At 58.7% G+C, this 14,631-nt stretch carries 13 protein-coding genes; 1 reads left to right on the top strand and 12 read right to left on the bottom strand.

Features of this window, described 5'->3' with window-relative positions; all coding sequences use genetic code 11:
- Positions 1–3: 3 nt before the first annotated feature.
- Positions 4–2,088: a Na/Pi cotransporter family protein gene (locus Mal15_RS13500; protein WP_167546796.1), complete on the bottom strand. Its 2,085-nt coding sequence runs from the start codon at positions 2,086–2,088 to the stop codon at positions 4–6.
- Positions 2,089–2,461: 373 nt separating this feature from the next.
- Here Mal15_RS13500 and Mal15_RS13490 point away from each other — a divergent pair, with 373 nt between their 5' ends.
- Positions 2,462–4,204, top strand: coding sequence for a Na/Pi cotransporter family protein (locus tag Mal15_RS13490; RefSeq protein ID WP_199773862.1), 1,743 nt, complete (start codon positions 2,462–2,464; stop codon positions 4,202–4,204).
- A gap of 539 nt (positions 4,205–4,743) precedes the next feature.
- Here the strand turns inward: Mal15_RS13490 and Mal15_RS13485 are convergent.
- From Mal15_RS13485 to Mal15_RS13435, 11 genes are all read right to left on the bottom strand, one after another.
- A complete protein-coding gene (locus tag Mal15_RS13485; RefSeq protein ID WP_147868250.1) occupies positions 4,744–6,639 on the bottom strand; it encodes a type II secretion system protein GspD in 1,896 nt (631 codons plus the stop codon).
- A 78-nt stretch (positions 6,640–6,717) separates the two neighbouring features.
- Positions 6,718–7,329, bottom strand: coding sequence for a hypothetical protein (locus Mal15_RS13480; RefSeq protein WP_147868249.1), 612 nt, complete (start codon positions 7,327–7,329; stop codon positions 6,718–6,720).
- On the bottom strand, positions 7,322–8,944 hold the full coding sequence (locus tag Mal15_RS13475; protein ID WP_147868248.1) for a PilN domain-containing protein: 1,623 nt from the start codon (positions 8,942–8,944) through the stop codon (positions 7,322–7,324). The genes Mal15_RS13480 and Mal15_RS13475 overlap by 8 nt, the downstream gene beginning before the upstream one ends.
- Before the next feature lie 10 nt (positions 8,945–8,954).
- Positions 8,955–9,359, bottom strand: a complete 405-nt coding sequence (locus Mal15_RS13470; RefSeq protein ID WP_147868247.1) for a hypothetical protein — start codon at positions 9,357–9,359, stop codon at positions 8,955–8,957.
- A gap of 19 nt (positions 9,360–9,378) precedes the next feature.
- Positions 9,379–10,011, bottom strand: coding sequence for a hypothetical protein (locus Mal15_RS13465; RefSeq protein ID WP_147868246.1), 633 nt, complete (start codon positions 10,009–10,011; stop codon positions 9,379–9,381).
- Positions 10,001–10,444, bottom strand: coding sequence for a hypothetical protein (locus tag Mal15_RS13460; RefSeq protein ID WP_147868245.1), 444 nt, complete (start codon positions 10,442–10,444; stop codon positions 10,001–10,003). Before Mal15_RS13460 ends, Mal15_RS13465 begins: the two co-directional genes overlap by 11 nt.
- Positions 10,441–10,914 carry a prepilin-type N-terminal cleavage/methylation domain-containing protein gene (locus Mal15_RS13455; RefSeq protein WP_147868244.1) on the bottom strand — a complete coding sequence of 158 codons (474 nt, stop codon included), beginning with the start codon at positions 10,912–10,914 and terminating at the stop codon, positions 10,441–10,443. Before Mal15_RS13455 ends, Mal15_RS13460 begins: the two co-directional genes overlap by 4 nt.
- Positions 10,915–10,938: 24 nt before the next feature.
- A complete protein-coding gene (locus Mal15_RS13450; protein WP_147868243.1) occupies positions 10,939–11,265 on the bottom strand; it encodes a type II secretion system protein in 327 nt (108 codons plus the stop codon).
- 149 nt (positions 11,266–11,414) lie between these two features.
- A complete protein-coding gene (locus tag Mal15_RS13445; protein WP_167546794.1) occupies positions 11,415–11,759 on the bottom strand; it encodes a prepilin-type N-terminal cleavage/methylation domain-containing protein in 345 nt (114 codons plus the stop codon).
- Positions 11,756–12,913 carry a type II secretion system F family protein gene (locus Mal15_RS13440; protein WP_147868241.1) on the bottom strand — a complete coding sequence of 386 codons (1,158 nt, stop codon included), beginning with the start codon at positions 12,911–12,913 and terminating at the stop codon, positions 11,756–11,758. Before Mal15_RS13440 ends, Mal15_RS13445 begins: the two co-directional genes overlap by 4 nt.
- Before the next feature lie 5 nt (positions 12,914–12,918).
- Positions 12,919–14,625: a GspE/PulE family protein gene (locus Mal15_RS13435; RefSeq protein WP_167546793.1), complete on the bottom strand. Its 1,707-nt coding sequence runs from the start codon at positions 14,623–14,625 to the stop codon at positions 12,919–12,921.
- Positions 14,626–14,631: the final 6 nt, after the last annotated feature.

Here is a 14,631-nt window from a genome sequence, read left to right as displayed (position 1 = left end):
TCGCTATTTTTCACCGGCGAGCGCTTCGGCGATGTTGACCAGGTGGTCGCGGACACGGCGATAGGCGGCCACCATGCGGTTGTACGAAACCAGGGACCGGACCTCCAATTGATCCTCGGGCGCCTTTTCAAGCACGCGTTTGTACAACGTTTTGGCATGCTTGGTGATCGACTCGCCGTGCGGAAGCACCTCGACCGCTCCGCCGGCATGTCCCAATTGCTCGTAGTAGCCGCTGACGCGGTTCAGATAGTCCGACACCATCGCATGCAGTTCGCGCAATTCTTGCTGTTGATCGGGCGGCAACTGCGTGTCGTGTCGTACCAAGTGGCGGTGCGCTTTGACCACCGTGGCCAAACAATCGCTGATCGATTCGTATTCGTCGACCAAGCGCAATTGCCGACGGGCTTCGTCGACGACGTCGTGAGGCACGTTCCCGACCAACAAGTTGGACATGAACGTGACGATTTCACCTTGCATGACGTCCAATTCTTCTTCCATGTCCAGGATTTTCTTTCGCAGCTCCTTGCCGGGGCCATCGCTTTGAAGCAATTCATGCAGCCACGCCATCATCTGTTTGCAGGCGTTGACCATCCGCAACACTTCGACGCGCGATTGTTCGACCGCAACGACGGGTGATTCGAGCATGCGAACGTCCAAATTGGTCAGGTGCTCTTCTTCGTCGACCAAACTTTTTCGATCCGGGATCATCCGCATCAATGCGGACGCCATGTATCCGGCCAGCGGGAGGAACACGATCGTGTTGGTGACGTTGAAACCGGTGTGCGCCATCGCGATCGCGGCGGTGATTTCCGCGCTCGACACCGCTCCCAAGGTCATGTCGGCGGCGGTGTCACCGGCCACGATGTAACGAACCAGCATCACGTAGAACGGAAAGACGGCCGTGATCCAGGCGACGCCCAGAAGATTGAAGCAGATATGAAAGTAGGCGGCTCGTTTCGCATTGGTATTGGATCCGAACGAAGCCAGCCAGGCCGTGATGGTCGTGCCGATGTTTTCCCCCAAGACCAACGCCGCCGCGGTCGGAAAGTCGATCACCCCGATCTGTGCCAAGCCGATGGTGATCCCCAGCGTTGCCGACGAAGACTGGACGATGAAGGTCAACACGCAGCCGACCAAAGCACATTTCAGCACCCCCAAGTACGTCCCTGCATCAAACGCTTTGAACCAGGCTTCGAATTCGGGCAGCTCTTTGACGATGGCGAAACCATCCTTCATGATCTCCAAGCCTAGAAAGACGAGGCCCAACCCCAACACCGCCAGTGCGCCGTAGCGGATCCGATCACGTTTGGAGAACAGGTAAAAAAACGCCGCCGCGCCGGCCAACGGCAGACCGTATTTGCCGATCTTTAGCACCAAGATCCAGCCCGTGATGGTGGTCCCGATGTTGGCCCCCATGATCACGCCGACGGCCTGGGTGAGTGTCATGAAACCGCTGTTGACGAATCCGACGACCATCACCGTCGTGATCGAACTGGATTGCACGAGCATCGTCACCAAAACACCAACGCCGGTCGCCATCAGCCGATTGTCCGTCACGATGCTGATCATCCGACGCAGCCCGTTTCCGGCAATCGCCTGCAAGCCTTCCGAAAGGTTCTTCATCCCCAACAAGAAAAGGCCCAGACCACCCAAGACGGTCAAGACCAGTTTCCAATAGTCCGGTTCCCAAAGCTCGACATAAAATTTTGTGTCGACGGTTTTTCCCGAGGCGCTGGTCGCCCGCAACAGGATCTCGCGTTTCTTGGCCGTTTGCCGCTGCCAATTCAGCCGCAACTGCGATCCCTCCACGACAGCCTCGGCGACGTCCTGCTTGCCACGCAGAACCTCGACCTGGAACGGTTCCTCCCCGATCTCGGTTTCTGAAAACACCTCCGAAAGATCGATCAGGGTGGCCGGTGAGCCCAGGAACGCTTTTTGGTCGGGAATCAATTTTGCCGTCAAGTCTTCGCTGGCCCCCGCATCCCCGCCGGCGACACGTTCGGCCTGGGGGGCCGCCGCGGCGACCGACTGCGGTGCCGCCCTGAACCCGCCGCCGAAGAGACTCGGCAGGATTCCGACCAAAAGCATCGCGGTGACGAGGCGGATCGGGCGGGCAAAAACGAACGGGGTCTGGGCCGTGCCCGACCGGGGGGCTGAAATAAGGCCGGTGGTACCGACGCGACGGGTTCTCTGAGGACGTGTCACTGGTTTGCTTTGATGTAAACGAATACCGGCAGCGATCGACATCGGGCGTTTCAATTCGGCAAGGCAATCACGAACTTGCCTGTGCGTATTCGCCCGCACGACAACCGGGCAGTGGATCGGGTTGTGGACCGGGTTGTGGACCGGGCAGTGGACCGGGCAGTGGAAACGAACAGACCGATAGACCAAGCGGGGGCGAATAGTGTGTTAATCTCTGGAGAAGTTTCTGCGAATCTTACCCTCTTATCGGACCGTCGTGTTGCTGGCTGAACTTCCATCGGACGCATTGCAGTTTTGGCCCTTGCTGACCGGATTGGTCGGCGGTTTGGCCCTGTTCCTGTTCGGCCTGGAGCAGATGTCCGAGTCGTTGAAGATGATCGCCGGCGACGGACTGAAAAAAGTGCTGGCGACGCTGACGACCAACCGATTCACCGGTGCGGTTGCCGGAGCGATCGTCACCGCGGTCGTCCAGTCCTCTTCGGTCACCACCGTGCTGGTAGTCGGATTCATTTCGGCCGGGCTGATGACGTTGACGCAATCGATCGGTGTCATCATGGGCGCCAACATCGGAACCACGATCACGGCCCAACTGATCGCGTTCAAGGTCACGCACTATTCGTTGTTGCTGGTGTCCGTCGGCTTCTTCATGCTGTTCGGATCCAGGCGTGAAACGGTCCGCCATTACGGCCACCTGATCATGGGATTGGGGTTGATCTTCTTCGGCATGCAGCTGATGAGTGAGGGAACTGAGCCGTTGCGTTCGTACCCTCCCTTTGTCCAGATGATGCATCAAATGGATCGTCCGTTCTGGGGAATTCTGGTAGCGGCCCTGTTCACGGCGCTGGTGCAAAGTTCATCGGCGACAACCGGTTTGGTGATCACGCTGGCCGGTCAAGGTTTCATTTCGCTCGATGCAGGGATCGCATTGATTTTTGGTGCCAACATTGGCACGTGCATCACGGCAGGACTCGCGTCGATCGGAAAGCCTCGTGAAGCGGTCCGCGCCGCGTTGGTCCATGTCGTGTTCAACCTCGCGGGCGTGGCGATCTGGTTCGCCTTCATCCCCCAGCTGTCCGCGGTGGTGGAGTGGGTCTCGCCCCGAAGCCCGGAATTGAGTGGTTTGGCTCGTGTCGCGGCGGAAACGCCACGGCAGATCGCCAACGCCCATACAATGTTCAACGTTGCCAACACGATCTTGCTGATTTGGTTCACGACACCACTGGTCTGGCTGGTCACGCGACTGGTTCCCGAAAAACCCGCATCCATAGACGAGCCTGATACTCCCAAGTACCTCGATCCGATCTTATTGCAAACCCCCGCCCTGGCCATGGACGTCGTCCGGTTGGAATTGGGGCATTTGGGTGCGGCGGCGCTCGACATGATGCGCGGTGCCTTGCACACGATCATCCATGGATCCCGACAACAGGTCAGCTCACTGCACGAGCTTGATAACCACGTCGATGCGTTGCACGGCGCGATCGTGACGTATTTGGGCCGCCTGTCGCAAGAAAACCTGTCGGATCATCAGTCCCAGCAGTTACACGAGTGCTTGTCGGTGGCAAACTATTTGGAAAGCATCGGCGACATGATCGAATCCAATCTGGTCGACGCCGGGCGGGACCGCATCGCCAATCGACTGGTGATCAGCAAGGAAACCGAAGCCGTGCTGGAGGCATTGAACACCGAGGTGATTCGAGCGACCGAGTGCGCGATCGAATCCATCGTCTCGGGCGATGTCGAATTAGCACGCAACGTCTTGGAAGCGAAATCGACGATCAACGCGCTCGCGGACAAGGCGGAAGTCCACCTGTCCGGCCGGTTGGCGGCCGATGCCCCGAATCGCTTGGCCATGTATCGGCTGGAATCCGAGATCATGGAGTATCTCAAACGCATGTATTACTTTGCCAAACGCATCGCGAAATTGACCGCCAACGGCCGCGGGCTGGATCCCGAGGTGCCGGCGCATGAAGTCGCCGAAAACCTTGACGAGCTTCGCGTTTGAGTTCTTTCGTAACCGCGCGGCATTGGGGGGACAGTGACGCACGCTTTCTCAAGAGAGTATGGATTCACCGTTCGACCTCCCCTTTTCAGGGCATTGTTGTCTACACAAGTCGGCTCGCAATCGAGGACATGGCTCCCCTCCCCCTAAAACAGATCGCGTAAAAAAAACTTTGATCGCCCAGTGAAGATGACCGCGATTTGTTTTGGGGAGAGGGGTTGGGGGTGGCCTGATGAACAGTGCGTGGCGTCGAAAACTGGTGAACCGGCAACGATTGAAAATTGCTAAATGAACAGTGCAAATTGCGAAATGATTTGAGCGACGATTCCCGGCAAATTTGAATTTTGCAATGAACAATTTGCAATCGAGGGATCCAGCAGAATCGCTGAACGTCCCCGAACCAACCCAACGTTCCAAGTTCCATTGATTTTCCCCAGCCCTTCTCCCCCACAAAGCCGGGGGAATAGGGAGCCATTGAAACTTGTGTAGACGCCCTCCCTTCCAGGCAGGGATTCGTTTCAACTTGATACCGACGCTCCTCGCTACAGTTCCCGATCCGACAGGCCGATGTCGATCAATTCCGATTCCGGTTCGAACGTCCCGTTCAAGGGGATTTGACAACGCTCGCAATCGTTCAACGAAGCACGTGGTGGATGGACCTGGACGTGGGTCGGTTTGGGGTGGCCGAAACAGTCAATCTTGTGTGCCTGGGCATCTTGTTCGGCCCTCAGGACTTCGATGCCAAAGGGCAGCGGATCGGTCGGCGTCTGGTTGATTTGTTGCTGCAGGAATTGATTGGCGCAGTGTTCCCGTGCGGTTCCGATACAGGGATCCACGACGATTTGTGGTGTGATGAAAACCAGCAATTCGCTTTCACGCGTTGCGGCCGAACGGTGTCGAAACAGTTTTCCGAGATAGGGGATGTTGCCGAGTCCCGGGATCGCACTCCGCTCGGCGATTCGCGTGCGTTGCCGCAGGCCGCCGAGAACAATGGTTTGATTGTTCTGCACCCGAACCGTCGTCGTCGTTTCGCGGCGATCGATGATCGGCGCATTGTCCGGTTCGCTGAACCCGGTCAGCAGGCTGAAACGTGGGTTGACGACCATCGCGATCGTACCGTCGTCGGCGATGTGTGGAACGACGTTCAACGTCACACCGGCCTCGCGGAACTCGGTTGTGCCGATCGTGCCGCCCTCCAGCCCCTGCGTCAGCTGTTGATAGGGGACTTCGGTGACGATTTCGACGACGGCTTGTTCATGATTCATCACGACGACGTTCGGGTCTGCCAACAGACGCGAATCGTCGGCCGTATCGAGCGCTTGGATGATCGAATCGATGTTCATGTGGCGATTCAAACTGGTCAGGGTGACGACGCCGTTGGTCCCGCTTTCGACCGGTGCGGTCACGCTGCGAACGACGATCGATTGTGCCGCCTCGCCGGTCGCTGCGGCAATCGACCTGCTGTTGAGACCGCCGCCCCAATTGACGCCCAGTCGTTCCAGGTCATCCGTGCTGCAGTCATAGATCAATGCCCAGATTCGCACCTGCCGACGGGGCTGGTCCAATTCCGCCAGCGCCATCGCGATGCGTTGAATCTTGTCGGCGCTGTCGGCGACCACCATTTTGTTTTCCTGGACCACGGGGGTTGCCTGCCCGGTTTGACTTAACAGCGGTTTGATCGCTTCGGTCAGGATCTCGGGAGACACGTACTGCGTTTGGAACACACGCACCATGTCGCCCTCGGGGGCGTTTGCGTTGCTGCGGCCGGAATGCATGCGGGCGTCGGCCGACGCTTGTTCCTGACGAAAGCGAGCCGCTGCGGTTTCCAGGGTTTCGAGGTGTCGCCGAACGGTATCAATGCGGTCGGCATAGTCGATCACGACGATCGAGTTACTCGATTCGACCCCGTGGGCCCGACCTTCCGGTGAAAGCATCGATTCGATCGACGTCAGCACGTCACCGGGTTTGCAGAGCACCAGCCCGATGACTTTTGTTTGAAACAGCGGCAATTGATCGCCCAGGCTTGCCAGCGGCACGATCGCCAGACTGTTGCCCACGATGCGATAGCCATAGCCTCGCGTGATCAGCAGAGAATCCAGGATGTCGTAGACGGCCGTGTCGGCAAAGGACGCGTTGACGGTGCCGGTCACTTCGTTGCCGACGACGATATTCAATCCGCTGACGTCGCGAATAGCGAACAGAGCTTCCAACAACGTCGCGTCACGCAAATCCAAACTGTAACGATTGGACAGTTTTTGCCGGATCTCTGCGGAGACGTCGTTTTTGACCGACAAACTGGTCTGTGCCTCGGATACCCCGCCCTGCAGCAGGCACGCGGCCACCATCACGCAGGTTGCAACCATCGCGTGGACCGACCGCCGGCGCGCTGATTTGATCCGCCGTCGTTGGGTTGGACCGCGATTCTGGTCGGAATCCAAGATACCTCTCCTTGATAAGAGCCGCCGGGTCGTGACCAATCTGCCGGTCGGCGCGCGTGAGCATCCGTGCCCACCTGCTCAATCGTACGTCTCGGCAAGGTTGAACAACGAAATCTCGACGTCCAAGATCAAATGTCCGTCATTGCCCTCCCGCTGCAAGTTCATGTTTGACGGTACGGCAAACCGGTGCAGTCGGGTTAGCGCGATTGTGAGTTTTGTGAGTTCTGCAAAACTTCCGCCGACCGACAAGGTCAACGTGCGGGTTTCCAGCCTGAAATTCGTTTCCTCGGCGTTCCGCGCCCGATTTTCGTCGAAGGGGTGGTCGTTGACATGCCAAGGCCGAACCACCGGATGACTCATCGTCAACCGGCGGACGCGGCACCCGATCCGCTGGGCAAGCTTGGTGACCGTTTCACGGATCTGGGCTGCGGCATCAGCATCGATCATGTCGTTGCTGGCATGTGGCTGCGATTCGATTTCTTTCAACTTGGACCGCAGCAGATCCAGATTGGACAGCGAATAGGAGATCTCGCGAAGTTCCGTCTTGTACTCCGCGACCTCGCTCCGTGCCCCGCTGTAGTGATCCCATGCAGGCACGATGAACAGCAATGCAAAGACGACGGTGGAGCCCCACACGATCGTGCCGCGACGGGGATGTTCGAGAAACGTTTGGAAGAGCTGATTATCCACGATCAAATCCTCCGCGGGGGCACGCCGCGACTCGTTTGGAATCCGCCGACGGAGTTTGGTTTTCAACCATCGCCGAAACATGGAACCGGTATTGGGGACCGACACTGTTGCGGGTCGCGCTGGTCGATTCCAACGCGACTTGCGAAAACATTCCGGTCCGTTTGAGCCGATCGATGTAGGCATAGACGGATTCGCCAGAGTGGCTTGCACCGGCGATCCTAACGGTGGAATCGTTTTCGATCCGCACGGATTCCAGCCACGCGCCGTCGGGCAGGCATTGCCCGGCGGTCATCAACACATCGGTCCAATCACGTCGGGGAAGTCCCGCGGCCAGTGCGTCGATCTGCTCGGTTCGTTGCATCCGGCGTTGCAACATCAACCGAATCCGATTCCCTTGCGCGTTTTGCTCGGTCAGCGTTTCAATTTTTGCCTCGGTGCGTTCCGCTTGGCGGCTGGCATGTTGTCCCGTCAGAAAAAGTGCCAGGGCAATCGATGCGGCCAAGGTGAAGGGCCAGGTGTAGCGAAGCAGCGGAATCCACTGGACGCGACGTCCGGTGCGAAGCGTGGACACCAAATCATTGGTCTCCTCGGCAAACCGTGCGTCGTTGTTCAGACGCGCCAATCCGATCGCCGCGATCATGCCCGAGTCTTCGGTCAGCTCTCCGTGAACCTGCAAACCTTCGCAAAGCTGGTGCATGGGAAACCGCTGCCGACGCAGGACGGACGATTCGTCCAGACCTTGCCCGTGCGACTTGTGATCAGACGGTTTCTGGGTCACGAACAGAGTCGACAAGTCGGCCGACGCGTTGGGAAGTTGGGCGTGAATGTAACGCCGCAGGCATTTCAGGTGCCGCTGGACGATGGAGCCATGCGTCGCAGAAGCCTCGGGGATTGCCGGACGATAGTCCAGTAGCAATCGACCTTGGTAGGAGATTCCCAGGTCGACACGTCCGAGTTCTTCCACCATGAACAGAACCGGTTCTTGACTGTCTTTTTCGTACGCGTGCAGAATCCGGCACAGCACCAGCATGCTGTGTTCCAAGTGCGCCAGTCGCATGCCGGCCGACTGAATCGCCGCAGCGATCGCGTCGACCATTTGACGGATCGCGATCGTGACGCACACGCGTTTGCGTTTCGCATCGATCCGGTTGGTGGTTTGGCAGCTGACTTTGTTGCCCAGCCCCATGCCGATGTAGCGTTGGGTGCGGTGGGTCAGCTCGCGGATTTCGTGGTCGACCTCTTCGTTGTCGCCGGCGACGACACGCGTCACGCAGGGGTTCCCGCCCAGACCGACGGTCACGGCTTGCCCACCCAGGTTGTAGCGGGAGGCCAGTTCGTTGAGCGCGTCGGCCAGTGTGTTGTCGCTCCAGTCGCCATGTCGCGGTCCGCTGTCATCGGGAAAGCGGATTTGCTGGACGATCAGGTTCGATTGGTCGCCGCTTTGTTCGACGACCGCGATCGCGATTCCTGAGGGCGAGACGTGCATCCCGACGGTTCGGCTGACGCCCTTTCGACGATCGCGACGCACGCGTCGCCGCGGAGCCTGGCGACGTTCCACGGTTGCCGGCTGGCGATCAATCGCCTTGATCAAATCACTTTGCATTTCGCCTGCCATTGCTGCGTCTTCAACCTCCCTGTTTGACGGTCACGTGAAGAGTTCTGGTAAAATTTCCGACCGTGCCGGTGGAAGTCAGTTCCACCGTTGCGTCGCTTCCATCGGCGACACTGACGCGATACGTCCAGCCGCTGCCTTGGGGGTACTCGGTGGCAGGGATTCCGTCGCGCCAGGAGATGTCGTCTTCCAAGTGCGCGAAGGCATCGTTCAACCCTGCTTCGGCCAAGTAACGTGCTTCGTCCCACTCGCGGGTGTTTCGAAGTGCCATGTAACGCATCATCTCCGCATCAAGTGTCGCCACGGCCAAGGTGCTGACCAGCGTCATGACAAAGATCGCCAGCAACAGCGCCGCCCCGCGTCGAGACGATCGACGCTGCCGAGACGGTAAACGCATCGGAAAACGGATTACAGTCATCGTTTGCACCTCCATCGATTCACCATGACCGGATCCAGACCTTGGACTGGGTGGTCCGTTGGGGCACGGCCGATCGCGGCAGCGTCACGGTTGCTTTGACTTCAATCACGTGGGTCTGATCCGGGTCGTTCGTCGGCGTGACCCCATCTGCCGCAAAGCCGGAGAAGTTCAAGGCGTCAATGTCGTGGGCAAGCTGTGACTGCGACGGAAGCGACGAGTCATGGTAGGTCACCACACCTCGCTGGCCGGATCGGTTGGGATACCATTGCCACGTTGCAGATTGATCGTCTGGCATCGTCAACGTGATCGCATTTCCGTCACTGGAAATCGTGGCGACGCCGTTGGCTTCACGAGCCGTGCGAACAAAATGTCTGGCGGTGGCGTGCATCTGCTGCAACACCGCGTATTCGGTATCGATCGTTTCCCAAGACTGTCGCGCGGTCCGCAACACGAGCGACAACCCGGTCATCACTCCGGCCAACATGCTGCCGGCGATGACCAGTTCCAGCATGCTGACGCCGCGACGGCGCCTGGCAATCGCGCCGTAGCGGAAGCCGCCAAGGCTTTCGGCGCGTCGTGCGGCGCGCCGGCCGAAACTCTTGGCGAGTTCCGCTACTGGAGTTGCGAGCTGGGGAGGAATGCTACGGCCCATCGAACTCCCTCGCGTAAGACTCCAGTTTGGCAATTTTGGTTGCCAGATGGACGCGTTGCTCGTCGGAGTCCAGACTGTCGTTTCCGTCGTCGTCGTGCCAGACCAGGACATCGATGGCCACGAGTGATCCGGGGCGTCCGCCGGCGGCGAGCGCATCGGACTTGGACACCTGGAAGCAGACGTCGGGTTGCCCGAGGCTGCTGAAATTGCCCCGATGGGAATTCAATTCCCACTTGGCGGTCGTGTACGCCAGTTCCTGTTCCAGTTTGCCGGTGCACAACGCCAGCCGGGTTTCGGCGCGTTCCAACGCCTCCGTATTGGCGATCCGCGTGCGCGTCAGTTTGAGCGCCGGGACGAGCGCAATCGAGATCACGATGGTTGCCGCAATCAGCTCCAACATCGTCTGTCCGGCTCGCGGAATTGGTTTGTTCATGGCGACGATTCTTGCGTCCTGATCATCCGCGTCCAAGGTTCGACATGGACGGTGTAGGATCGATTGGGGCCTCGCAGTTGTGCCGCAAAGGGCTGCGATCCGATCCCTTCAAAATCGAACCACATCTCGCTCGCATTGGCAGACACACGCACGCGCTCGGCGACTGCATGGGGTCCTTCGACGGTCACTTTCGATCCGTCCTGCCGGCGCCGGACGACGGTCCAACTGGTGGCCGCCGCGGCGGGGCCTTGCATCACAACGCCATGAGAATCCCCGGTGCGAATGGCGGCTCGCTGGGCGTGTAGCATAGCCAGTGACAACAACCGTGCTTGCGAGCGTGCCCCCGTGTCTCCAAACGTATCGCGACCGAATCGCATCAGCGCCGCGGTTGCGAACACCCCCAGCAGTGTGACCACGACCAGCAGTTCGATCAGGCTGAGACCGCAACGATGGTGACGACGATGGAACACGGGATCATTTGGGGGCTCGAAGCGCTATTTGATCACGCGGTGCGTGGTTGCATCGAGTTGGTAGGCCGAGTTGTCGACCGGGTTCAGCGGGATTCCTTCCGGAAAATACTGAACGTCGGCCGCGATGTCGGACAGGTTCAGTTGCGGGTAACTTCCTTTTTCGAAGTACCAGCGTTCGACCGCGGCGTTGATTTCGGCGATGTTCTGTTTGTTGACTTCTTGTTGTGCGGCCAGTTTCGAACTGGAGATTCGCGGAACGACGACAGCGGCGATCACGGCGAGGATGGTGACGACGGCCAGCAGCTCCAGCAGTGAAAAACCGGCTCGTTTGGCGTTTGTGGTGCGTTGCATGGTATGCCCAAATGGAAAGTCGATTGGAGTGCCCAAACGTCGAATCGATCCGCCAGGATCAATTACGGGGGCGAAACATTCCGGCCGATGGGCGGAACGATCGGTGCTGAAAAATAGGTCAAGGCGATCGAGAAAGTCCCTCCTTTGGCCTAGTGATGATGCCCGTTTACCCTCCCGGTGGACTGATCGATCTCGTATCGAGTTCCGTCAACGGGGCAACGGGGAAGACCGTCGGGGAAGTAGCGGACGTTGGCCCCGATGTCCGAAAGATCGCGTGCCGGCCAACGTCCCACTTCCCGACGCCACAAAGACACTTGAACTTCGATAACGGCTTTTCGCAATTGGCAACTGCTGTCACTGGCCTCGCGTGCGCCGCCACTGATGCGCGGCACGATCGCCACCGCGATCACGCCCATGATGGCTAGTGCGGCCAGCAGTTCCAGCAACGAAAGGCCCCTGCGTCGCGGGCTGTTCCGGTGGGGCGTTGTGTTCAATGATTCACCTTTCCGATCAAATCGAACATGGGCAGATAGACGGCCAGCAGGATCCCGCCGACGGCGACGGCCAATACAATGGTCAGGATCGGTTCGATCGCTCCGACCAATGCATCGGTGCTGTCTTCGACGTCACGACGGAGGTGCTTTCGGATCTGGTGTGTAACCGGGACCAAACGCCCTGTCCGTTCACCGACAATCACCAATTGGTTCACCACGGCAGGGAACAAGTCGCCTTCGCGCTGCAGTGACTGGCTGAACCGTTCGCCGCGGCGGATCGCCGTGTACAACCCGAGGATCTTTTCCCGGACGTAGCGGTTGCCGATCGCGCGGCCGGCCGGTGGCAAGGCTTCGGCCAACGTGAATCCGCTTTCCATCAGATTTCCCAAGACGTCGGCAAACTGCAAAATCGCAAGATTGCGAAACCAGTCGCCGATGACGGGGATGCGGATCAGATTGCGGTCGATCCATCGTCTTGATTGAACATTTCGGAACAGCGCGATCACCGCCACGGCAAGCACGATGATCAAACCCAGCAAATGAAAGCCGTAGTTCTGAATCATCACACTGGAATCGATCAGCAGTTGGGTGATCGCGGGCAGCGTCGCGCCGGCGTCTTCGTACATTTGTTGAAAGGTCGGGATCACGTACAACAGCATGAACGTGACACTTCCCGTTCCAGCGACGACCAGGATCGCCGGGTAGGCCAGCTTTTTGAGGATCATCTTGCGATGGCCCGAGGAACGTTCGAGCTGTTCGGTCACTCGCACCAGCGCTTGATCGAGTGCCCCGGAACGTTCACCGACTTCGACCTGACTGATCAAGGTGGTGTTGAAGGCACTGGGGAATGTTTTCATCGCCGTCGAGAGCGATTCCCCGCCTTTGAGTGCCCGAGAGATCGAGGACAAAATGTGGTGGTACTTCTTCAGCGACCGGTCTCGTGCGACGGTTTCCAACGCATGCGTCAACGACACTCCGTTTTGCACAAGCGTCGTCAAGTTCCTGAGGAACAGGATCAAGTCCTTTCGCTTGAATCGCCGCTGAGGATCATTGCCGAACTTGATCTCGTGCAATGTCTTGAACAGGTTCGGCGGTTCGGCGTGTTCGTTTCCCGTGACGGCACGTGCACCGCCCTGGCTCGATGCGGTACTCATGGTCGTTAGCCCGAGAGTTTAAAGTAGACTTCTTCGATGGACGTGACGCCTTGCCTGGCTTGATCCAATCCCATCGTGGCCAGGTCCACCATGCCTTCGCTGCAGGCGATGTTGCGCAGCGTGCTGCCGGGCATTCCGGATTCGATGGCGTGTTCCAATTGCGGCGTCACGACCATGATTTCGAAAATCGGGACCCGGCCGGCATACCCGGTGCCGCCGCATTGTTCGCAGCCGACCGCTTCATAGAATGCCCCGCTAAGGTCGAGATCGGCGGGGATCTCGCGACCCTGATAGATCAGTTCCACCAAACGCCGGTTCAGTTCGCACTTGCGTTTGCAGTGCTGGCAAAGCCGACGCAAGAGACGTTGTGCGATGGAGGCGACCAGCGCACCGGCGATTTTGAAATTGTCCAGTCCCAGATCGCCCAATCTGGCAACGGTCCCGACGGCGTCGTTGGTGTGCAGTGTGCTGATCAGCAGGTGTCCGGTGAGGGCGGCTTGAACCGCCGTCGCGGCCGTCTCGTGATCGCGGATTTCGCCGACCAGGATCACGTCGGGGTCTTGGCGCATCAGGTACTTCAGTCCGTTGGCGAATCCCATTCCGAATTCGTTGTTGGCGTGGACCTGGTTAATTCCCGGCAAGCGAAATTCGACGGGGTCTTCGATCGTTGAGATGTTTTTTGATGCCGAGTCCATGCTGCACAACATCGAGTACATCGTCGTTGTTTTCCCGGATCCCGTCGGGCCGGTCATCACGATCATGCCGTGGGGGCGATCGAGCAGTTGTTTGACGGATTCCAGTTGGCGCTCCTGCATTCCCAGCAATGAAAAATCAAAGGTCTTGCTGGATTCATCGAGCACCCGCATGACGACTTTTTCGCCGCGAACACAGGGGATGCAGCTGACGCGAAAACTGGCTCGTGTCTCCCCGTCCTGGATCGTCAGGTTTCCGTCTTGGGGGCGTCGCTTTTCAGCGGTGTCCAAATCGGCCAACACCTTCACGCGGCCGACCAATGCGTCCTCCGAATCTCCCGGCACGGTCATGATCTGGTGCAATTGTCCATCGATCCGATAGCGAACCCGCATCTGCGGCGCGTCGGGTTCGAGATGGATGTCACTGGCCTCGGCACGGACGGCCCCCATCAGAATCGCGTCGAGCAATCGTACGACCGGGGCGTCACTGTCTTCCAGGTTTTCATCGCCATCGACGATTTCCGAGACCCGCTCGTTGAGTTCTTGGATGCGGATATCGACGGCGGTTTGCTTGGCTTTGATTCGGTCATCGAAGGCCGATTCGAGCATGCGGTCGATGTCCTCTTCCAAACAGATTGCCGGTTCGACCTGATAGCCGGTCATCAGTTCGATTTCGCTGATCGCCTCCATGTCGCTGGGATTGATCATCCCCAATCGCAACACCTTGTTTTGAAGCTGGACCGGAGCCACCTTGCGTCGTCGCGCGAATGATTCTGGAAGCAGCCGGACCAGTTGCCCGTGCGTGTCGTGTTCTTCGAAATCGCAAAATGGCAATTCGTATTGTTCGGCGAGTGCTTTGCCCAGTTGCTCTCGCGTCACCAAGCCACGCCGCAACAAAAAGACGCCCAGTTGCAGCCGTGTTTGACGCTGGTCGACCAGTGCGGTTTGCAGCTGTTGCTCGGTGATGACACCGTGTTCCAAGAGAATGTCACCGATGCGGCGGATCTTTACGCTGCTCATCGTCGC

It is taken from the genome of Stieleria maiorica, from assembly GCF_008035925.1.
GTDB lineage: Bacteria > Planctomycetota > Planctomycetia > Pirellulales > Pirellulaceae > Stieleria > Stieleria maiorica.
Note: the sequence above shows the minus strand (reverse complement) of the source record. Positions and strands in the feature narration are given on the sequence as shown.

Coding starts and splice junctions, on each gene's coding strand:
- Mal15_RS13470 (WP_147868247.1), bottom strand. CDS start 9,359: ATGACTGTAATCCGTTTTCCGATGCGTTTACCGTCTCGGCAGCGTCGA.
- Mal15_RS13460 (WP_147868245.1), bottom strand. CDS start 10,444: ATGAACAAACCAATTCCGCGAGCCGGACAGACGATGTTGGAGCTGATT.
- Mal15_RS13450 (WP_147868243.1), bottom strand. CDS start 11,265: ATGCAACGCACCACAAACGCCAAACGAGCCGGTTTTTCACTGCTGGAG.
- Mal15_RS13475 (WP_147868248.1), bottom strand. CDS start 8,944: ATGGCAGGCGAAATGCAAAGTGATTTGATCAAGGCGATTGATCGCCAG.
- Mal15_RS13465 (WP_147868246.1), bottom strand. CDS start 10,011: ATGGGCCGTAGCATTCCTCCCCAGCTCGCAACTCCAGTAGCGGAACTC.
- Mal15_RS13500 (WP_167546796.1), bottom strand. CDS start 2,088: ATGCTTTTGGTCGGAATCCTGCCGAGTCTCTTCGGCGGCGGGTTCAGG.
- Mal15_RS13440 (WP_147868241.1), bottom strand. CDS start 12,913: ATGAGTACCGCATCGAGCCAGGGCGGTGCACGTGCCGTCACGGGAAAC.
- Mal15_RS13435 (WP_167546793.1), bottom strand. CDS start 14,625: ATGAGCAGCGTAAAGATCCGCCGCATCGGTGACATTCTCTTGGAACAC.